This is a genomic window from Dictyoglomus sp. DH (assembly GCF_055181375.1).
In genome coordinates this window covers 1,494,378-1,515,242 of sequence record NZ_CM143706.1, presented here as the reverse complement: position 1 = coordinate 1,515,242, position 20,865 = coordinate 1,494,378, and the positions used below count along the sequence as shown (strand labels likewise).

17 protein-coding genes are annotated in these 20,865 nt (G+C 31.8%); 9 read left to right on the top strand and 8 right to left on the bottom strand.

Features of this window, described 5'->3' with window-relative positions; all coding sequences use genetic code 11:
- Positions 1-5 precede the first annotated feature (5 nt).
- Genes priA through ACY3JJ_RS07540 form a run of 9 tightly spaced genes read left to right on the top strand, consistent with a single transcriptional unit; the run spans position 6 to position 8,384 of the window.
- Positions 6-2,120 carry a replication restart helicase PriA gene (gene priA, locus ACY3JJ_RS07580; protein WP_463091458.1) on the top strand — a complete coding sequence of 705 codons (2,115 nt, stop codon included), beginning with the start codon at positions 6-8 and terminating at the stop codon, positions 2,118-2,120.
- Between the two features lie 12 nt (positions 2,121-2,132).
- Complete coding sequence (def, locus tag ACY3JJ_RS07575) at positions 2,133-2,591, top strand: peptide deformylase (protein ID WP_463091457.1); 459 nt, start codon at positions 2,133-2,135, stop codon at positions 2,589-2,591.
- Positions 2,588-3,529 carry a methionyl-tRNA formyltransferase gene (gene fmt / locus ACY3JJ_RS07570; RefSeq protein ID WP_463091456.1) on the top strand — a complete coding sequence of 314 codons (942 nt, stop codon included), beginning with the start codon at positions 2,588-2,590 and terminating at the stop codon, positions 3,527-3,529. Before def ends, fmt begins: the two co-directional genes overlap by 4 nt.
- Positions 3,530-3,558: 29 nt before the next feature.
- Positions 3,559-4,248 (top strand): zinc metallopeptidase, encoded by a 690-nt coding sequence (locus ACY3JJ_RS07565; RefSeq protein WP_463091455.1) that lies wholly within the window; start codon positions 3,559-3,561, stop codon positions 4,246-4,248.
- Positions 4,248-5,543, top strand: a complete 1,296-nt coding sequence (rsmB, locus tag ACY3JJ_RS07560; protein WP_463091454.1) for a 16S rRNA (cytosine(967)-C(5))-methyltransferase RsmB — start codon at positions 4,248-4,250, stop codon at positions 5,541-5,543. The genes ACY3JJ_RS07565 and rsmB overlap by 1 nt, the downstream gene beginning before the upstream one ends.
- Positions 5,533-6,600, top strand: coding sequence for a dual-specificity RNA methyltransferase RlmN (gene rlmN / locus ACY3JJ_RS07555; RefSeq protein ID WP_463091453.1), 1,068 nt, complete (start codon positions 5,533-5,535; stop codon positions 6,598-6,600). Before rsmB ends, rlmN begins: the two co-directional genes overlap by 11 nt.
- On the top strand, positions 6,581-7,126 hold the full coding sequence (locus ACY3JJ_RS07550) for a PASTA domain-containing protein (protein ID WP_463091452.1): 546 nt from the start codon (positions 6,581-6,583) through the stop codon (positions 7,124-7,126). Before rlmN ends, ACY3JJ_RS07550 begins: the two co-directional genes overlap by 20 nt.
- Before the next feature lies 1 nt (position 7,127).
- Positions 7,128-7,790: a ribulose-phosphate 3-epimerase gene (gene rpe, locus ACY3JJ_RS07545; protein ID WP_463091451.1), complete on the top strand. Its 663-nt coding sequence runs from the start codon at positions 7,128-7,130 to the stop codon at positions 7,788-7,790.
- A gap of 3 nt (positions 7,791-7,793) precedes the next feature.
- A complete protein-coding gene (locus tag ACY3JJ_RS07540) occupies positions 7,794-8,384 on the top strand; it encodes a hypothetical protein (protein ID WP_463091450.1) in 591 nt (196 codons plus the stop codon).
- Here the strand turns inward: ACY3JJ_RS07540 and ACY3JJ_RS07535 are convergent.
- The 8 genes from ACY3JJ_RS07535 to ACY3JJ_RS07500 all read right to left on the bottom strand — a co-directional run bounded on the left by ACY3JJ_RS07535 (position 8,359) and on the right by ACY3JJ_RS07500 (position 20,785).
- On the bottom strand, positions 8,359-9,144 hold the full coding sequence (locus ACY3JJ_RS07535) for an ABC transporter ATP-binding protein (protein ID WP_463083599.1): 786 nt from the start codon (positions 9,142-9,144) through the stop codon (positions 8,359-8,361). The two genes, ACY3JJ_RS07540 and ACY3JJ_RS07535, sit on opposite strands and share 26 nt — an antisense overlap.
- The gene (locus ACY3JJ_RS07530) at positions 9,141-10,076 is read right to left on the bottom strand and encodes a FecCD family ABC transporter permease (RefSeq protein WP_463091449.1); all 936 of its coding nucleotides are present in this window, start codon (positions 10,074-10,076) and stop codon (positions 9,141-9,143) included. The genes ACY3JJ_RS07535 and ACY3JJ_RS07530 overlap by 4 nt, the downstream gene beginning before the upstream one ends.
- Entirely contained in the window at positions 10,066-10,959 is an 894-nt protein-coding gene (locus tag ACY3JJ_RS07525) for an ABC transporter substrate-binding protein (RefSeq protein WP_463091448.1), read from the bottom strand. Before ACY3JJ_RS07525 ends, ACY3JJ_RS07530 begins: the two co-directional genes overlap by 11 nt.
- Before the next feature lie 16 nt (positions 10,960-10,975).
- Positions 10,976-13,900 (bottom strand): isoleucine--tRNA ligase, encoded by a 2,925-nt coding sequence (gene ileS, locus ACY3JJ_RS07520; protein ID WP_463091447.1) that lies wholly within the window; start codon positions 13,898-13,900, stop codon positions 10,976-10,978.
- A gap of 126 nt (positions 13,901-14,026) precedes the next feature.
- Positions 14,027-16,018 carry a sodium-translocating pyrophosphatase gene (locus ACY3JJ_RS07515; protein ID WP_463091446.1) on the bottom strand — a complete coding sequence of 664 codons (1,992 nt, stop codon included), beginning with the start codon at positions 16,016-16,018 and terminating at the stop codon, positions 14,027-14,029.
- A gap of 72 nt (positions 16,019-16,090) precedes the next feature.
- Positions 16,091-18,574, bottom strand: coding sequence for a sugar phosphate nucleotidyltransferase (locus ACY3JJ_RS07510; protein ID WP_463091445.1), 2,484 nt, complete (start codon positions 18,572-18,574; stop codon positions 16,091-16,093).
- A 13-nt stretch (positions 18,575-18,587) separates the two neighbouring features.
- On the bottom strand, positions 18,588-20,201 hold the full coding sequence (locus ACY3JJ_RS07505) for a glycosyltransferase (protein ID WP_463091444.1): 1,614 nt from the start codon (positions 20,199-20,201) through the stop codon (positions 18,588-18,590).
- Entirely contained in the window at positions 20,198-20,785 is a 588-nt protein-coding gene (locus ACY3JJ_RS07500; protein ID WP_463083605.1) for a phosphoribosyltransferase, read from the bottom strand. Before ACY3JJ_RS07500 ends, ACY3JJ_RS07505 begins: the two co-directional genes overlap by 4 nt.
- Between the last annotated feature and the right edge of the window lie 80 nt (positions 20,786-20,865).

Here is a 20,865-nt window from a genome sequence, read left to right as displayed (position 1 = left end):
TTTTGGTGAAGGTAGCAAAAGTAATTCTTTTTGAAACCTATATTCCAGAAAGAGATTTTTTATACTATTCAATTCCAGAGGAATTTTCATATATTGAAATAGGTAGTCCTGTTATTGTTCCTCTAAAAAAATCTAAAAAAATTGGTTATATTTGGGATATCTTAGAAGATAATAGCATAGAATATAATCTTCAGCCGATACATGCTCAGCTTACAGAGGTTCCATCTCTTGGAATACCTCTTATTAATTTAGTTAATTGGGTAAGTGATTACTATGGGAATTCTTTATATAGGACCGCAAATTATATATTTCCTACAGGAATTGATTTAGATGTTAAAAGATATTTAGTAGCTAAGGATGTGGCTGTAGATATGACAAAAAAGCAAGAAAAAGTTTTTATAAGCCTTTTTGAGGAAAAAACAGTGGAAGAACTAAAAAAAGAAGTAGGAAAGATTTCTGAATCTGTTATAAATGAGCTTATTAAAAAAGGGGCCATAGAGGAGAGATTTGAAATTGTAATAAAGGAGAAGGCACCAAGAAAAACTGTTTTTCAAAGTGAAAAGATCAGCGATAGTTGGGGAAACCTTGAAATAGATATGGATAATATACTTAAAATTGTTAATAAACCTCTTTTGCTTTTTGTTGAATCTCAGAAAAAAAGATGGAAAATGTATTTTGAGTTATTAAAATATTTTTATCAGAAAGGAAAAAGTGTCCTCTTGGTATTTCCAACTATAAAGACTTTAATTAAATTTGGTGAATTTTTATCAGATTTAGTTCCAGTCCCCTTTTACTTTTACCATGGACTTTTAACAGAGGCTCAGGCATATAGAGTATATAAAATTGCAGGAACTGAAAGGGCTATCATTCTTAGTACAACTAAAGGACTTTTTTTACCCTTTAATAATCTTGGGGTAATTATTGTTGATCAAGAAGAGAATGAGTTTTATGATATAAGAGAGAAAGAACCCAGATATGATGGTGTTAAAGTAGCTTTAAAAAGGGCAGAGTTTGAGGGAATTCCCATCATATTGGGATCTAGTTCTCCCTCTATAAGGGATTTTTATCAGGCTATTTCTAAAAAAATGTTTAATTTTGTCAGAATTCCCGATTTAATAAAGAAAAAAATTACGATAATTGATTTAAGAAGAATTAATAACGAAGATTTTTTAGATAGCTATTCCTTAAAGAGAATAAATGATAATATGAGGATAAAGAGGAAAGTTCTGATATTGTTAAATCGCTTAGGTTTTTCTACATATATTCAATGTGTAGATTGTGGATATATTTTTATGTGTCCTCATTGTAGATCACCGTTAGTTTTTCATCAAGATGAAGACAAAGTTTTAAAATGTCATTACTGTGGTTTTACTTCTCTTCCACCTACCATGTGCCCTGTATGTCAAGGATATAATTTTATTTTTGGTGGTATTGGTACTGAAAAACTTGAGAGATATTTGGTTAAAACTTTCAAGAATTATAAGGTTCTAAGAATAGATAGTGAGATAGAGCTTCAGGGTGAATCCTTAATAAAAGAGGCTGATATTATTGTAGGTACAAAAATGATAGAACCTTGGTTAGATCTTGAAGATGCAGGAGTTCTTATAATATATAATTTGGATAATTTCATTCATATCCCTGATTTTTCTATGCCTGAAAAAGCTTTCAATATGTTAAATAGAATTAAATCTTTCTTTAAAGGTGAAGAAATCATATTAAGAACTTATTCTCCTTCCCATTATGTGGTAAAAGCTATAAAAAGCAATTCTTATGGTACCTTTTTAAATTATGAGTTGAAATTAAGAAAATCACTTTTTTATCCTCCATTTTCTATTTTACATCAGATTATAGTAGAAGGTTCGGATGAAGACGAGGTTGTGGATGAGGGTAAAAAGATGGTAGCTATATTGGAGGAAAAATATGCTGATTTGGAGGTTTTAGGACCAGCTCCTTTTTATCCTTATCTTATAAAGGATAAGTTTAGATATCAGATATTGATAAAAGACAGAAAAGGAATTATAGAGAGTAGGATGCTAAAGAATATTTGTGAGGATAGTAAAACTCCTTTTTCTAATGTAAAATTTATAATAAATGTAGATATGAAGGAAACTAATTTATGAGGTGATATAAAAATGATACTTGAAATAAGAAAGATTGGAGATCCAGTGTTAAAGCAAAAAGCTCATAAAGTTGAGAGTGTAGATACAAAGATTAAGAGACTTGTAGAGGATATGATTGAGACGATGAAATTTGCAAATGGTGTAGGACTTGCTGCTCCTCAAGTAGGAGAATCTCTTAGAATTATAGTGGTCGATTATGAAAATAAACCTATTGCTTTTATTAACCCTGAAATATTGGAGGCGGAAGGAGAGGTTATTGATTTAGAGGGTTGTTTGAGTATTCCAGGTATAGAGTTAAAAATAAAAAGATATGAAAGAATTGTTTTTAGGGCTCAAGATTTAAGTGGAAAAGTGAAAAAATATAGAGCAAAGGGTCTTTTAGCAAGGGTTATTCAACATGAGATAGATCATTTAGATGGATTTTTAATTGTGGATAGAGGTATAGCAGAAGAGGTAGGAAACAATATATGATGAGGGTAATATTTTTTGGTACTCCAATTTTTGCAAAAATTATATTAGAAAAAATATACGAGAAATTAAATATATTGGCAGTAGTAACTCAACCTGATAAACCGCAAGGAAGAGGTAAAAAAATAATTCCATCTCCTGTTAAACTTTTTGCTAAGGAGAAAAATATTCCTCTATATCAGCCAGAGAGATTAAGGAATAATTTTGAAATAGATGAAATTATAAAAAATCTTAATCCTGATGCCTTTATAGTTGCAGCTTATGGAAAGATACTACCAGAAAACCTTTTGCTTATACCATCTTTTGGTGGTATTAATATCCATGCATCTTGTTTACCTAAGTATAGAGGTGCATCTCCTATCGAAAGAGCTCTAATGAATTGTGAAGATGAGACAGGAATTTCTATTATGCAAATGGAAAAAGGCTTAGATACAGGACCAGTTTATGCAATAAGGAAGATTCCTATTCTTCCTGAAGACAACAGGGAATCCTTAACTATAAAATTAGCTAATTTAGGGGCAGATTTACTTTTGGAGGTGCTTCCTAAAATAAAAGATGGTACTTTAAAACCTACACCTCAAAATGATAGTGAGGCAACTTATGCTCCTAAGATTTCTAAAGAAGAGGAGAGAATAGACTGGAATAATCATGTTAAAAAAATATGGTGTCAGATTAGAGCTTTGTCTCCAGAACCTGGTGCTTTTACCTTTTTTAGAGGTAAAATTCTTAAAGTTTACAAGGCAAATTACGAGATTACTAATAACTATTTAGAATATGAAAATGGTACTATTTCTGTTATAGATAGAAATAAAGGCATTGGTATTAAAGCTACAAATGGAATATTATATATATTGGAGCTTCAACCTGAAAATAAAAAAAAGATGACTTATAAAGAATTTTTAAATGGTTATCGTCTAAGTATAGGTGAAAAATTTGATTAATAATATATTAATTGGGAGGTGATATATAAATGTTTTTCTTTTGGGATCCTACATATATTATATTGCTACCTGCATTGTTATTGTCTATATATGCGAGCTTAAAAGTTAGATCGACCTTTACATATTATTCAGAGATACCTAACTCTAAGAGATTAACGGGAAGAGAAGCGGCTGAAATAATATTGAGAGCTTTTGGTTTAAATGATGTGAGAATAGAAATGGCTCCAGGAAGTCTCACAGATCATTATGATCCATCATCAAAGGTTTTGAGGCTTTCCGAACCTGTTTACTCTTCTTATTCTGTGGCAGCAGTAGGTGTAGCTGCTCATGAAATTGGACATGCTGTTCAACATGCTACAGGTTATTATGCTCTTGCTCTTAGATCTTCTCTTGTACCTATAGCTAATTTAGGGACTAATCTTGCTTTTCCACTTTTCTTCTTAGGATTTTTATTTGGTAGCCCCAGTCTCATGAATATCGGTATATTGGCCTTCTCTTTGGCTGTACTTTTCTATATTGTTACTCTTCCTGTGGAAATTAATGCAAGTAAAAGAGCTCGTGAGATTTTATTATCTTTGGGAATTGTTACACCTAAAGAAGCAGAGGGAGTAAAGCAAGTTTTAAATGCTGCAGCTCTTACTTATCTTGCTGCTGCTTTAACTGCATTATTGAACCTCTTCCGTCTTGTTTTACTTGCAAATATGAGAAATCGCGACTAATGGAGGTAAGAAAAAGGTCAGCTGAGATTTTATATGAATTAGAAAAGAAGGAAGCCTATTTAAATATTCTTCTGAGGAATAGGCTTCCTATTTATAATCTTTCTATCAATGAAAAACATCTTATTACCGAGTTAGTTTATGGAGTTACGAGGTGGAGAGATACATTAGATTTTATATGGAGAAAATATGTTAAAAAAAATAATCTTTCTTTATATGCAAGAATTCTTTTAAGATTAGTAGTATATCATGTATATTTTATTAGAAATACTATTCTTCCTATTGCAATAAATGAAATCGTTGAAGTAGCAAAAGAAAAAGCTCCTAGAGAAGTTAAATTAATAAACGCCGTTGCAAGAAGAATCATTGAAAATAAAAATAATGTTGATTTAAGATCTTTTCCTGAAAATTTAAAATATGCTATTCCAGATTTTATATTAGATGAATGGGACGATTATTTAGGCACAACTGAAAAGATTAAGATAGCGTCTTGGAGTAATAGACCTCAGAGATTTTCTTTAAGGGTGAATACATTGAAAACAAATAAAGAAGAATTGAAAAGAGAATTAACAAAAAGAAGTATTGATGTGGAAGATGGTTATTTGGTTGATCAAGCCTTAATAGTGAAAAATGGAGTTTTTTTAGAAAATTTGGACCTATTTAGAGAAGGTTATTTCATTGTACAGAGTGAAGCTTCTATGTTACCTGCTTTAATATTAAATCCAAAACCAGGAGAAAAAGTTATTGATCTTTGTTCTGCTCCAGGGCTTAAAAGTACACATATGGCTGAATTAATGAAAAATGAGGGAAAAATTGTATCTGTGGATATTAATAAAAATAGGATAGGTTTGGTAGAAGAGAATGCAAAAAGGCTAGGAGTTAAAATAATAGAGACTTTAAATATAGATGCTACATCTATTCCAGAATCTTTTAATGGTATTTTTGATAAAGTTCTTTTAGATGCTCCATGTACAGGTTTAGGGGTTTTAAGTCATAAACCCGAAATAAAGTGGAGGTTATCAAAGGATCAAATTTATGAAAATTCTAAATTACAATTAAAGATTTTAGAGAGAGCAGGAAAATTAGTTAAAAGAGGAGGAAAAATTCTTTATAGTACATGTACGCTTACTTGGAGTGAAAATGAAGGTGTGGTTTTATCTTTTCTCCAAAACAATCCCAATTTTATTTTAGAAAAATTCTCCTATAGATATGAGGAGTTTAATGGGATATTTAGAGTTTTACCCTATAAATATAAAACTGATGGTTTTTTTATTAGCTTGTTGAGCCGTGAGTACTAAAAATATATTTTCACTAAATAAAGAAAATCTTTTAGAGATATTGAAAGGATGGAATGAGCTATCCTATAGGGTAGATCAGATTTTGAATTGGATATATAAAAAAGGAAAATGGGATCCTGAGAAGATGAGTAATTTGCCCATGAATCTAAGAAATAAATTAAAAGAGTTTTTCTCTTTTGACCTTCCTCATGTTGTTGATAAGAAAGATGCAGGTAATACCTTCAAATATCTTTTACAATTATCAGATGGTGAAAATATAGAAACCGTTCTTATAAGACATCATAATAGAAATACCATATGTATATCAGTGCAGGTAGGTTGTTCTTTTTCTTGTAAATTTTGTGCTACAGGACTAATAGGTTTGAAAAGAAATTTAAAGATTGAAGAGATTATTGGGCAGGCATTGACAATTCAAAAAGAGTTATGGAAAGAAGGAGAAAGAATTTCCAATATTGTTTTTATGGGAATGGGTGAACCTTTAGCTAATTATGATGCAGTAATAAGATCTATAGAGATATTCAACAGTGATTGGGGGTTTGGAATAGGTAGTAAACATATAACTATTTCTACTGTTGGAATAGTTCCAAAGATATATAATCTTGCAAATGAAAAAGTTAAAGTAAGGCTTGCTATTTCTTTACATGCTCCTGACAATGAATTGAGAAATCAAATAATTCCCATTAATAAGAAATATCCCATAGAAGAGTTATTAGAAAGCGCTTGGTTTTATGCAAATGTTACAAAAAGAAGAATAACTTTTGAATATGTGCTTATAAAAGATTTTAATGATAGAATTGAACATGCAGATAAACTATCTATACTTCTTAAGGGTAAACCTGCTCATGTGAATTTAATTCCTTGGAATAAAGTAAAGGAATATCCATGGGAACCTTCTTATATTTATTCTATTAGGAAGTTTAAAGAGATTTTAGATAAGAATGGTATAAATAATACATTGAGAATTTCTTATGGAAGTAAAATTAGGGCTGGATGTGGGCAATTAAGAGCAACTTATTTAATTATGAGGGGGATGAATTATGAAAAAAATTCCAATTAAGGAACTTATACTTTATATCCTTATAGGAATAAATCTATTAATCTTTATCCTTTTTATAATCCTTTTTAAGAATACTGTATCTTCAAATGTAGAATCTGTTGTTCCTCCTGATGTAAGAGGAAAAAATATTATGGAAGCTTCTAAGATATTATCGGAAAAAAACTTTAAAATTGTGATTGGTGGTATATTAATGGATAGAAATAAAGATTTTTTATTGGTTTTAGATCAAAATCCATTGACTACTAAGGTTCCAATAGGAAGTAGTATAATTTTATGGATAAATATGCCTGCCTCTTTTGCTAAAGTTCCAGATGTTAGGTATAAAGATATGGGAGAGGCTTTGAATATTCTTGAGAGGGCAGGTTTTGTGGTTGATTTTGCTGGAAATAAGGAGGGATATGTGGTAAAACAAGTCCCTCAAGCTAATATATATATGGAAAAGGGTGGAACGGTTCTTTTATATACCTTTACCACGTCTTCTTATGGAAATACTCCTGAATCTACATATACTTCTGAGGAAGAGTAAAATGAAAGTCCAAGTATTTCCTTCAATTCTTTCAGCTGATCTTTTAAATATGGAAAAATCTATAAGACTTGTCGAGGAATATTCTGATGCATTACACGTTGATATTATGGATGGACATTTTGTCCCTAATCTAAGTTATGGTCCATCTTTAGTGAAGGCGATAAAAAAGAGATTTAATTTACCTCTTAATGTACATCTTATGGTTGAAAAGCCAGAACTTTTTGTAGATATGTTTATAGAATCTGGAGCTGATCATTTAGGATTTCATATTGAAAATACCTATCATCCTCAAAGATTATTAAAATATATAAGAGAACATAAAGTTCGTCCTTTTATAACCTTAAATCCAGCAACTCCTCTGTCTACTTTGGATTATCTTCTTGGAGAAGTGGATTTAGTTCTACTTATGACTGTAAATCCTGGTTATGGGGGGCAGGAATTTTTACCTTTTTGTCTTAAAAAAATAAGGGATCTAAGAGAAAGAGCTATTAAGGAGGGGATAAATTTAGATATAATGGTAGATGGGGGTATTGATTTAAGAACTGCTCCTTTGGTGGTTAGCGCTGGGGCAAACATATTGATTAGTGGGCAAGGAATTTTTGGTTCGGAAGATCCGAAAAATGTTATTTTAAGAATGAAGACTCTCACTTATAAGGAGGTATAATAAATGGGACTTATTTATGAACCATGGTTTATTCCTTTGGTAGTCTTATTTATGATTATATTTCATGATATACTGAAAAAAAGGGAAAGTATGTCTTATGAAGAGGATGCTAAGAAATATATAAAAGTAGAAGGAGTAGGAGAGATTGTCCTCCCTTGGAGAAAGGATGAGAAGAAAGAAAAAGAAACACCCAAAAAGAGAGGACTAATATTTTGGTTTCTTAATTTGTTTCTTATAATGTATGTACTTTTTGTATGGTATCTTACAACTCAAAAAGGTTTCAGTAAAGAGATCTATGAGGTTATTGTAGGATTTACTCTATCTTTATATTTCTTTTATTTAGATATTCCTGGATTTTTAAGTAATATTTGGATATACAGAGAATATCCAGGTAGTGTAAAGGGAGAGATTACTCTAAGTAAACATTTCATTTTTGCTTCAAAAAAAAATGAAACGAAGATTTTTTTAGTTATTCTTTTTTTCTTTTATCTTCTAACGTTCTCCCAAGTGATATTTGGGGGTATACTTGCCCTTATAATACGAATCTGGCTTATAGATAGAAGGCTTTCTAAGATTTCTCTTCCTGATTGGTAATGTGAAAAGGTAAAAATATTTTTTTATTTTTATAATTTATTTCTGTATATCTTATGTTAAAGAGTTGATTTAAAAGATTACAATTTAATACTTCTTTTGTCTTCCCGAAGGATAGAGCCATACCATTTCTTAAAGCTAAGATATAATCTGTATAAAAAGAGGCTAAGTTTATGTCATGTAGGTTAGCTATAATAAGTATTTCTTTGCTTAATTCTCTAATCTTATCTAAGATGCTTATTTGATAATATGGATCTAAGTTATTTGTAGGTTCATCTAGAAGGATAATTTGAGGGTCTTGGGCTAATATTCTTGCGATAATAACCCTTTGTAATTCTCCTCCCGAAAGTTGATGTAATTTTTTCTTTTTAAGCATTATGGTATCTGTTGATATCATGATTTCATTTACTCTTATAATATCTTTTTTACTTAATGGTCTCCATGAGGGATGATGAGGATACCTACCTAAGGATATATATTCTTCTACTGATAAAGAGGGTTCCCATATAGGCTTTTGAGGAAGAAGAGCTATAATTTTTGCTAAATTTTCCTGTGAATATTTTTTAATATTGATATTATTTAAATATATCTCACCTAAAGTAGGTACAATATACCTTATAATTAATCTAAAAATAGTACTTTTTCCAGCCCCATTAGGGCCAATTATTCCTATAAAACCCTTTTCGGGTGTTTCCCAGGTAAAATTCTTTAATACTATTTTCTTGGTTTCGTAGCCAGCACTTACATTTAAAAATTTTATCATTGCCTTTTGATAAGAAGATAGATAAAGAATGGTACGCCTAAGAAAGACGTTATTATACCTATTGGTATTTCTGTTGGATAAAAAAGAATTCTTGATAAAATGTCCGATGATAATAAAAGGATGGATCCTGCAAGGTAACTTGATGGTATTAGCCACTTGTAGTCTGCTGTTTCCCATACTCTCATTAGATGGGGAGAAATAAGGCCAACAAATCCTATCATTCCAGATACTGCAACTGATGGGGCTATTAAAATAGTTAAAAGTATTATTATTAATGGTTGGATCTTTTTTAAAGAAATTCCAAGACTATATATCTCTTCTTCACTTAGGAATAGAATATTAAATTTTTTTCTCCACAAGAAAGCCCATGGTATGCTTATTAATGAGTAATAAAGTAGAATATAAAAGTGATTCCATGATTTGCCATTAAAGCCTCCAAGAATCCAAAAATAAACACCTTGAAAAGTTTTTTGTTTTAAAAAAAGTAATAAAGAAGTAAAGGAAGATAATAAAGAATTTAATGATATACCTAAAAGTATTAAGGTATTTGAACTTTGAAATCTTTGATTAAAGATTAAAAGTAAAAATAGCACGAAAATCGAACCTAAAATAGCAAACCAAGGTGTAAAAAGGGGATCAATATCCCAAGTACTTCCAGCCATAAGAAAATATATGGTAGTACCTAATAGTGCTCCGGAAGATAAGCCTATAATATGAGGTTCTGCTAATGGATTGTGGAAAAGACTTTGAAGAATAGCTCCTGCAATACCAAGATTTCCACCGACAAAAATAGATAAAAGAGTCCGGGGCAACCTTATGTTATATATAATGACTCCCCGGACCTCATTATTTCCTTTTATATCTCCTATTTTTACAGAGATAATACTTAAAAAAAGTAAAAGTATTAATAAAAAAGAAAGCTTAATTTTCATATAAAGTTTTGTAGAGTGCTTTAAGTCCATCCACAAGTCTTGGGCCTGGTCTGAAAACTAAATCATCATTTACTGTAAAAACTTTTTTATTTTTTACTGCATTCGTATCTTTTAAGATTGGGTGACTCATTATGGATTCCTTTGATATACCTGACATTTCTCCAATAATTATAATATCAGGGTTTTTTGAGATAATATACTCTAAACTAAGAACAGGGTATTCTGGCTCATTATTTTCTACAATATTTTTGGCTTTTAGTTTTTTCAAAAGATCACCCAGAAAGGTGGAAGGTGATACAGATATAAATGGATCATTCCAAATTAAGAAAAGAACCTTTGGAGATTTCTTTATAGAAGCAACTCTTTTTTGTATCTCTAACCATCCATTAAGCATATTGTTGTAAACTTTCCTTGCTTCATTTTCTTTTCCTACGGTCTTACCTACTAATATGATATTTTTCATTACATCTTCATAAGTTTTTGGGGCAAGAACAATAAATGAAGTATTTGGAAGAGATTTTTCCAATTGGTTAAAAACTTCCTTTGGAAAACTTTTGTATAGAACAATTAAATCTGGTTTTAAGGAGATAATTTTTTCTATGTTTGGATTGCTAAAACCTCCTACTTTCTCTTTTGTTTGAGCTTCCTTTGGATAATTACAAAAATCAGTGACTCCAACCACTCTATCTCCAGCGCCTATTTCAAAAAGTATTTCAGTTGATGAAGGAGCAAGAGATATAATTCTCTTAGGATACTCTTTAATGGTTATTTCTCTTCCTATATCATCTTTTATAGATATGGGTAAGATTGAAGAAAAGGAAAAGATGGTATTTACTAAAATTAATATGATAAATATAATGGATAGTTTTTTAAATTTCATCATTTACCTAAACCCCCTTTTATACTTTTTCAAAACCTACTAATATCTCTTCATCATACACTTTTATATTCTTTTTATAAGCAGTATCTGGTATTTCTCCTTCATGTATTTCAATAGCCAAAATTTCTTCTGAGAGTTCTTCTTTGTTTTCTTCTATGATTTCCTTTATTTTAGGAGATCCTTGATAGTAGAATTTTATTCTATCTGCATAATCTAACTTTGCTTCTTTTCTTAGCATTTGAATTTTATGCTCTAACTCTCTCAATATTCCTTTCTTTAATAAATCTTCTGTTATTGTTATGTCCAATCCTACTTGGAGATTATCATCTTGATGAATTAATATATTGTCTTTTGCCTCTGGATTAGAGAAAATTACGTCATTGACATTAAGTTCTTGCTTTATGTATTTATAAAGTTTTTCAAGATTTTCTTTATTTCCTTTCGTGTTTATCCATATCTTTGATAACGGTTGTCTTATTTTTATGTTTGCTTGATTTCTAAGCATTCTTCCTATAGTAACAATATCTCTAACTATTTCCATATCTGCTTCTAATGCAGGATCTATATATTTAATTTCTCCTTGAGGATAATCACAAAGATGCACACTTTCGGGAGCTTCCTTTTCTGCTACCCTAACTATTTCTTGATATATTTTTTCTGTTGTAAATGGGATAAAAGGAGCTAAAAGCTTAGTAAGCTCTTTTATTACAGTATAAGTGGTTGTATAAGCTGACCATTTATCATTATCCTTTTCTGATTTCCAAAATCTTTCTCTATTTAATCTTATATACCAGTTACTTAGATCGTCTATGACAAAACTTTGTATTGATCTTGCTGCAGAAGTAGCATTGAATTTATCCATGTCTTCTCTTACTTTTAATATCAAGCTATTTAGTCTTGATATAATCCATCTATCAGAAATATCTTCAAGATTTTCTAAGGGGATATTATTTTTTTCCGGCTCAAAGCCATCTATTTCAGCATAAATTGAGAAAAAAGAGACGGTATTCCATAAGGTTAAAAGGAATTTTTTAAGGGCTTCATTTACAGCATCAGGAGAAAATCTTAGTGGTACCCATGGAGGACTTACAGTAAAGATATACCATCTTAAAGCATCTGCCCCGTATCTATTCAATATTAGCCAGGGATCAACTACATTACCTTTGTGTTTACTCATTTTTTCGCCTTTTTCATCTAACACTAATTCCGTCACGAGAACATTATTATAAGCAGGCTTGTTAAATACTAAGGTAGATATGGCAAGAAGACTATAGAACCATCCTCTTGTTTGATCAATAGCTTCACATATGAAATCTGCGGGGAAAGAAGCTTTAAATTCTTCCTCATTTTCAAAAGGATAATGCCATTGGGCTACTGGCATAGCTCCTGAATCAAACCAACAGTCAATAACTTCAGGTACTCTATACATTGTACCCCCGCATTTTGGACATTTTAATGTAATTTTGTCTATATAAGGTTTATGAGGATCAAAGTTTTTTGTATCAGTGATACCTAATTCTTTATAGCTTCCTATACATTCTTGGTGCCCACAAGACTCACATATCCATATGGGTAGTGGGGTACCCCAATATCTTTCTCTACTTAGCGACCAATCAATATTATTAGCTAGCCAATTACCAAATCTTCCTTCTTTAATATGTTCTGGATACCAATTTATTTTTTGATTATTTCTCAGTAAATCTTCTTTTACTGCGGTAGTTTTTATATACCATGAGGCTCTGGCATAATAAATTAGAGGAGTATCACATCTCCAACAGAATGGATATGAGTGTAGATATTTTTCTTCTTTAAATAATAAGCCCCTATCTTTTAGATTTTCAATGATTAAGGGATCAGCTTTTTTTATGAACATTCCTGCCCATGGTTCAACCTCTTTTATAAATTTGCCATTTTGATCTACAGGTTGTAAGAAGGGAAGATCATATTTTTTCCCTATTTGGAAGTCCTCATCTCCAAAGGCTGGTGCAATATGGACAATTCCTGTACCATCTTCTAAGGTTACAAAATCTCCAAGTACAACATAATGAGAATCTTTATCGATGGGTAAGAAATTGAATAGGGGTTCATAATAATTTTTTTCTAAATCTTTGCCTTTATACTTTTCTATTATTTCGTAGTTTCCTTCTGGAAATACATAAGTTAATCTTTTTTCTGCTAATATGTAGTATTCGTTATTATATTTCACTTTCACATAATCTTCATCAGGATGTACAGCTAATGCTATATTAGATATAAGGGTCCATGGAGTTGTAGTCCATGCAAGAAAATATGTATCATTTTGATTTTTTATCTTAAATTTTACAAAAATAGATGGATCTTCTGTTTCTTTATAACCTTGAGCTACCTCGTGATCTGATAGGGCTGTTTCGCATCTTGGACACCAAGGGACAATTTTATATCCTTTATAAAGTAAGCCTCTTTCCCAAATTTTTTTTAAAAGCCACCAGACTGATTCTATATAGTCATTGCTTAATGTAATATAGGGATTATCCATATCAATCCAGAAACCAATTCTCTCTGTAAATAGTCGCCATTCTCTTTCGTATCTAAATACACTTTCTCTACATTTTTTATTAAACTCTTCTATCCCGTATTTTTCTATTTCTTGTTTGCTGTTAATACCCAACTCTTTTTCTACCTCAAGCTCTACAGGAAGCCCATGGGTATCCCATCCTGCTTTTCTTGGCACGTAATATCCTTGCATGGTTTTATATCTTGGGAAAAGGTCCTTATATATTCTGGGTAGAACATGACCTGCGTGAGGTTTACCGTTGGCAGTGGGTGGTCCCTCATAGAAATTAAATCTAGGTGATCCCTTTCTTATTTCTAAGGATTTTTTGAATGTATCTCTATCTTTCCAAAATTTCATTATCTCTTCTTCCATCTTTGGGAAGTTTATTAGTGATGGTAGTTTCTTGAACAAGTTATCCCTCCTTCCAAAAATATATGTAAAGATTTAGGTTAGTATATTATATATGAGATTAATGTCAAGAATAAAAAAGGGGTGGAAGATTGTCTTCCACCCCTTAATGTTTTTATCTTTGTAGTTTTAGTGGAAGAATATTGGCAAGAATACAAGAGAAATTACAGCCATAAGTTTTATTAATATGTTAATTGAAGGTCCAGCTGTGTCTTTGAAAGGATCCCCCACTGTATCTCCTACTACAGCTGCCTTATGGGCATCAGAACCTTTACCCCCAAACTTACCATGTTCTATTAATTTTTTAGCATTATCCCAGGCCCCACCAGCATTTGCCATAAATATAGCTAATAATCCTCCAGAGATGGTTGCACCTGTAAGCATACCACCTAAGGCCTCTTTACCTAATAAGAATGCAATAATAAAAGGAGATAATATCATGATTAAGCTTGGAAGAATCATAGCTTTTAATGCACCGCGTGTACTTATATCTACACATCTTGCATAATCTGGCTCTGCTTTTCCTTCGAGAAGTCCTTTTATTTCTCTAAATTGTCTTCTAACTTCTTCTACCATATGAGTTGCTGCTTCACCTACTGCTCTCAAAGCTAAGGCTGAGAATAGGAATGGTAACATCCCACCTATAAGAGCACCTGCAAGAACTGGTGCTTTTGAAACATCGATATGTGATATTTGGGACCATTCTTTGAAAGCAGCAAATAAGGACAGAGCAGTTAATATGGCTGATCCGATAGCAAAGCCTTTACCCATAGCTGCAGTAGTGTTTCCATAAGCGTCAAGAGAGCTTGTTATTTCTCTGACTTTTTCTCCTTGGTGAGCCATTTCTGCTATTCCACTAGCATTATCAGCTATTGGTCCATAAGCATCAACAGAAAGGGTAATACCTAAGGTTGCAAGCATTCCAACACCAGCGATTGCTATACCCCACATGCCATTTGCTAAGTAGGAAAGGTACGTACCTATTGCAAGAACTACTATGGTAAGGAATGTACTTTCCATACCAACAGAAAGTCCTGTAATTATGTTTGTAGCGGGACCTGTAGTACTGGCATAAGCAATTCTTTCTATAGGTTTATTGGATGTATAATATTCACTTATCAGACCTACTAGTATACCTACTATTATTCCAATGGTTCCTGCCCAGAAAGGCCCTAAATTTCCTAATAGAGATTTAGCTAAAAAGAAAGATCCAATAATAGCAATGATAGAGGCAAGGAAGGTACCATTTCTTAAAGCATTAGCAGGATCAGCATTTTTTCTTGATGCGTATACTTTTGTAAAGATAATACCAATAATAGAGGAATAAAGACCTATAACTGCAAATAGGAAGGGGTAGAGTAAACCTTTCATATCGGCATATGCAAATCCTAATACTGCGCCAGCGTGGATAGCTCCTACGTAGGATTCATAGAGGTCTGCTCCCATTCCTGCTACATCTCCTACATTGTCTCCTACATTATCAGCTATAACAGCAGGATTTCTTGGATCATCTTCTGGTATTCCTGCCTCGACTTTACCAACAAGATCTGCCCCTACATCTGCAGCTTTTGTGTAAATACCACCACCTACACGAGCAAAAAGGGCTATGAAACTTGCTCCTAATGCATATCCACTGATAATTTCAAGCTTTAATCTTGGATCTGGCATAAAATTGCTAAGAATGAGGTAAATTAAACTTGCACCAAAGATTCCTAGACTTGCTTCCATAAGTCCCATAACTGCTCCACCAGAAAATGCAATATCCAAAGCTTTACCTACACCGTACTTTGAAGCAGCGTAAGTGGTTCTTCCATTTGCCCTTGTTGCTATCTTCATTCCTATATATCCAGAAAGCATAGAAAAGGCTGCACCAATGATGAAGGCTAATCCTAATAAAGGTTGTAAAACTAAAGCCATAAATATACCGAATATAATAACAAAAATTGCTACGGTTTTTATCTCGCGATTTAGAAAGGCATCTGCTCCTTGTTGTATAGCTTTCATGATTTTCTGAATTTCTGCAGGGCCTACTTCTTCTTTAAGAATACCCTTAGCAATAATATAAGCTACTAAAAGACCTATGGCACCTGAGATAGGCACAATCCAGAGTAGGTTTTGCATCTTTAAACCTCCTTTTTTTAATTTATGCCTTATTTTAAGATAGTTTGGGTATATATTAATGTCAAGTTAAAATTAGGTTAAAGCTATGTTTAAATCTTTAATCTTTTGGCTGAATTCCTCCAATAGTTCTTGAGCCTTCTTTAGAGTTGTAGATTCTGCATATATTATAAGGGCAGGCTCTTCTGGGTGTGGAATAATAAGTACCCAAGAATCATCTATATATACTTTTATTCCATCTATATATTCTATGTTTTTTTCAGCATTCTCTTCTATAAGCTTTCTCATGATTTTTCCTTTATTTTCTGCATAACAATCTACCGTAGCTTTTACTTTGAAATATTCTGGCAATTCTTCTGCTAGTTCATTTAGTGTGAGATTATTCTTTGAATAGATTTCGAGAAACTTTAATAGACCATATATTCCGTCAAAAACAGGTTGAAAATCAGGAAATATAAGGCCATCTTCACTAGCTCCAAATTTGGATTCTGTTCTTAATAAAGTTTTTGTTAGTTCAGAAGGTGAAATTTTGCTTCTTATTATTCTTCCTCCTAAATTATTAGCTATCTTTTCTATTGATTGGGAAATATTCACTGGTATGACTATTTGCGAGTTTGGATAAAGTTTTAATGTAAGATAGGTGAGAACTGCGATTAACTCATCTTTTGCAAGATATTTTCCCCCTGGTGTTATGATTGAGAAACTTTCACCGTCATTATTGATAATTAAGCCAAAATCAGCCCCAACAGCCTTTGTAATTTTAATAACTTCTTCATTGGGAACCTTTATTTTATGTGTATCTTCTCCATATATGTTAAGAGATATGTTTTCTATCTTTAATTGGGAGAGTATATTGGGTAAGAATAAAGAAGCGCTATTTCCTTGATAATCAATTACAACTTTATATCTTTTTTTCTCAATACTTGATTTATCTATTGATTTAAGTAATCCCCATGTATAATATTCTATTACATGCGGAGGAAATTTTATTTCTCCTACTTCTTCTGTGTAAGTTCTTCTAAAATCTTCTCTGAAGAAAGTATTTTCTATTTTTCTTTCAGTATTTTTATCAATGTTAATACCTGATCTATCAAAAAATTCTATTAATATTTTTTCAGGATCATAAGGTGATATTCTTATATGAACGCCTGCAACAGTATCCAAATTTGGGGTAGCATATCTGGATACGGGTATTGGAAGGGTCCTTATATCAAACACATTTACACCTGTAGAGAGAATACCTGTTAAAATAGCTCTTTTTATCATTCTGCAAGCTGGCCTTGCATCTCTACTCATTACCACATAAGATGATTTGGGAAGTATGGTACCAAAAGACGCGCCTATTTTAGTTGCAAATTCAGGGGTTATTTCTATATTTATTTTTCCTGTAATTCCCCTTTGACCAAAGAGGGTTTTTCTCCAATGGCTTCCCCAGACAATACTTGTATTAACAATGGATCCAGTCTCTATATATTTATTGGGCCATATTTTAACTCCTGTATTAATAAATACTCTATCTCCTATTGTATTGTTGTCACCTATGCTTGCTCCTTCTTCTATTTTTACGGAGTTTTTTATATTACATTTACTACCTATTATGGATGAATAAATATTTGTTTTTTTACCTATATAGGTATTATTAAATATCACACTTCTTTGAATCTTGGCTTCGCTATCTACAAATACAGAATCTCCTAAAACTGTTGGTCCAAGAATAGTTGCATTTTCTTTTATTTTTGAAAATTGGCCAATGTAGACGGGCGGCTTAATAAAGGCTGAGTGAGAAATGTCCACATCTTCGTTTACAAAGATACCAGGAAGAATTTCTCTACCTGGAATCTTTATTTTTACTTTACCAGTTAGTATATCAATATTGGCTTTGAGGAATTGTTCTAAATTTCCTATATCACACCAATATCCATTTGCTATATAACCATATAAAGGTGCACCTTTTTCAAGAAGCGTTGGGAATAGGTCTTTACTAAAATCAAAGGGCTCATTTTCTGGTATATAATCTAAAACCTCAGGTTCCAAAATGTATATACCTGTATTAACCGTATCACTAAATACCTCTCCCCAACTGGGTTTTTCTAAAAATTTAACTATTCTTCCCTCATCATCTGTAATTACCACGCCATACTCTAGAGGATTTTCTACACTTGTTAATACAATTGTAATTAAGGCTTTTTTTTCTTCATGGAATCTTATAATTTCTTGAAAGTTAAAATCTGTTAAGGCATCTCCACTTACTATTAAAATTCTTCCCTTTTCCTTATCCTTAAGGGCATATTTTACACTTCCAGCTGTACCGAGAGGAGATTCTTCAATAGAATAATCGAGTTTTATGTTCCAATTGGACCCATCATTAAAATATTCTTGGATGATTTCAGGTAAATAATATAGAGTAGCAATAAATTCTTTAAAACCCTGTTCTGAAAGAAGGTTAATAATATGTTCCATTATAGGTTTACCAACAATGTGGGTCATAGGTTTGGGACGTGTGATGGTTAGAGGTCTTAATCTTGTTCCCTCTCCCCCTGCCATTACAACAACTTTCATGAAAAAACCTCCCTTACCAATCAGTTTTTAGATATTCTCTATAAATCTCAAAGTAAACCTTTTTAGTTTCTTCAGCAATACTTTTCCAAGAATATTTTTCCAAAGCTTTTTTCATTGCCATTTTTCCAATATTTTCTTTTAACTCATCATTGTATAAAAGCATTTTTATTTTATTTGCTAAATCTAATATATTTTTAGGTTCAAAAAGTATACCGTCTATTCCATCTTCAATTATCTCAGCAAAGCCACCAAGCCTACTTGCTACTACAGGCTTTCCTAAAGCCATAGCTTCTAATGCAACTATCCCAAAGGGTTCGTAGATACTGGGAAAAACACATATATCAGATGCATGGAGTAGAGCATTTCTTAGGTTATCATCTACAAAGCCTGTGAATATAACTTTTTCTTTGACACCTAAATTCTTGCTTTCTTCAATTAAATAATCAAGTTGTGGCCCTGTCCCTACAAAGATGAATTTAACTTTTGGATAATCATTATTAATATAGGGTATAGATCTTAAAAGATACTCTGCTCCCTTTTGATAGTGCATTCTACCAACGAAGAGTATCATTTTTTCATCTTGACTAAGATATCTGCTTTTTATTTCATTATAATTTAATGTGGTTTTTAAGTTTTCGGGGTTTATACCGTTAGGGATAATTTTTATTTTGTCATCCGGTAAGTTAAAAAGATATTTTACTTCATCTTTCATATTGTTACTGCATACAATTACTTTCCAAGATTCATATGTTAGCCACCATTCTACATTGTGGATAAATTTTTGTTCTTCAGTATATATCCCTTGATTTCTACCATGTTCGGTTGCATGAATTGTTGATATAAGAGGTTTTTTAAGAGAGTGTTTTAGTACATATCCAGTAAAAGCAGATAGCCAGTCATGAGCATGTATGATATCTATGGGATTTGTTCTGTTTATTTCTAAGGCTTTAATCATCATGGAGATATTGAGAAAGAAGATCCATGAGATAAAATTGGGGGTGTCTATTATTTTTTCTGGTACTCTATAAACAGAGAGATTCTCTTTATGCTCTTCCCAAGGGACATCTTTTGTACCACATGTTACGATGGAAACTTTAGTATATTTCTCTGCTAAAGCATCACTGAGATCTTTCACATGTCTACTGAGTCCGCCTACAATTCTTGGTGGATATTCCCAGCTTAACATTAAAACATGAAGTTTTTTTTCGCCTTTTTGAAGCATATATAATTCATATCCTCTTCTCAATATTTCTTTTTCTTGCTCGAAGGTAAGAAGATTATATGCATCATTAAAATACAAGAATCTTCCATCTGAGAATACATCTTCCTCGATTTTAACATTATTAGAGTCATAGGATTCCATAAGAAACCATAATACTGTTTTGTCCTCTTCAGGATGTCTTTCTGTAGCGGGAGCAATATAGTGGGTCTTTCCTATAAAATCTATAATTTTCACATTCAAATTTGTTTCTTCTTTTACCTCTCTTATAGCTGCTTCTTCTGGAAGTTCTCCTTTTTCAATATGTCCCTTAGGGAGAACCCAATTAGAATTTTTTCTTTTTAGGATAAAAACTTTTTTGTTGATAGGATTAATAATTACTCCACCTGCTGAAATGGCATTTTTCATGAGTCTTCTCCTATTAAATCATTTACAAATCTTAATATTAGATCCTTAGGAATTCCACTTTTTTCTATTTCTTTCATTATTTCATCATGTCTAAGTCCTTTCGCTCTTAAGCTTTCTATCATTTTAGATACAAATTCTTTTCTTTCCCAAGGGAAGATTATCCATGCCTCTGTTTCTTTTATGTAAAAATCGGGTTTAATGATAGACCAGGGTTTGTAATATATGGTAGCAATTTTTACTTGAGTGGCCCCACATTGTTCTAAGTGTTCTTTAGCAACCTTTAAGCTTTTTCCACTATCTGCCACATCGTCAGCTATTAATACTTTTTTCCCTTCAACAATTGTTGAGATAGTTTGAGTTATAATTGGTCTTTCTTTAGTTTCTCCAACCCCTCTATAAAAATCAATTTTAAGATTAGCTGTATAAGAGTTTCCAAGAAGATCAGATAGTATTCTTGCAGGAATCCATCCTCCTCGTGCAATCCCAACTATAACTTCAGGATTAAATTTATTCTTATTAATCTCATCTGCAAGATCAAGACATAGATTATAAATTTCTTCCCAGCTGGGTGCCAAGTACTCCATTTTTCGCCTCCTTGCTTAATATTTTTATTTTTTCTAATTATATTCTATATTAAAGTGGCTTCTTTTAAAAGAAAATTTAA

Coding starts and splice junctions, on each gene's coding strand:
- def (WP_463091457.1), top strand. CDS start 2,133: ATGATACTTGAAATAAGAAAGATTGGAGATCCAGTGTTAAAGCAAAAA.
- fmt (WP_463091456.1), top strand. CDS start 2,588: ATGATGAGGGTAATATTTTTTGGTACTCCAATTTTTGCAAAAATTATA.
- ACY3JJ_RS07565 (WP_463091455.1), top strand. CDS start 3,559: ATGTTTTTCTTTTGGGATCCTACATATATTATATTGCTACCTGCATTG.
- rsmB (WP_463091454.1), top strand. CDS start 4,248: ATGGAGGTAAGAAAAAGGTCAGCTGAGATTTTATATGAATTAGAAAAG.
- ACY3JJ_RS07550 (WP_463091452.1), top strand. CDS start 6,581: ATGAAAAAAATTCCAATTAAGGAACTTATACTTTATATCCTTATAGGA.
- rpe (WP_463091451.1), top strand. CDS start 7,128: ATGAAAGTCCAAGTATTTCCTTCAATTCTTTCAGCTGATCTTTTAAAT.
- ACY3JJ_RS07540 (WP_463091450.1), top strand. CDS start 7,794: ATGGGACTTATTTATGAACCATGGTTTATTCCTTTGGTAGTCTTATTT.
- ACY3JJ_RS07535 (WP_463083599.1), bottom strand. CDS start 9,144: ATGATAAAATTTTTAAATGTAAGTGCTGGCTACGAAACCAAGAAAATA.
- ACY3JJ_RS07530 (WP_463091449.1), bottom strand. CDS start 10,076: ATGAAAATTAAGCTTTCTTTTTTATTAATACTTTTACTTTTTTTAAGT.
- ACY3JJ_RS07525 (WP_463091448.1), bottom strand. CDS start 10,959: ATGATGAAATTTAAAAAACTATCCATTATATTTATCATATTAATTTTA.
- ACY3JJ_RS07515 (WP_463091446.1), bottom strand. CDS start 16,018: ATGCAAAACCTACTCTGGATTGTGCCTATCTCAGGTGCCATAGGTCTT.
- ACY3JJ_RS07510 (WP_463091445.1), bottom strand. CDS start 18,574: ATGAAAGTTGTTGTAATGGCAGGGGGAGAGGGAACAAGATTAAGACCT.
- ACY3JJ_RS07505 (WP_463091444.1), bottom strand. CDS start 20,201: ATGAAAAATGCCATTTCAGCAGGTGGAGTAATTATTAATCCTATCAAC.
- ACY3JJ_RS07500 (WP_463083605.1), bottom strand. CDS start 20,785: ATGGAGTACTTGGCACCCAGCTGGGAAGAAATTTATAATCTATGTCTT.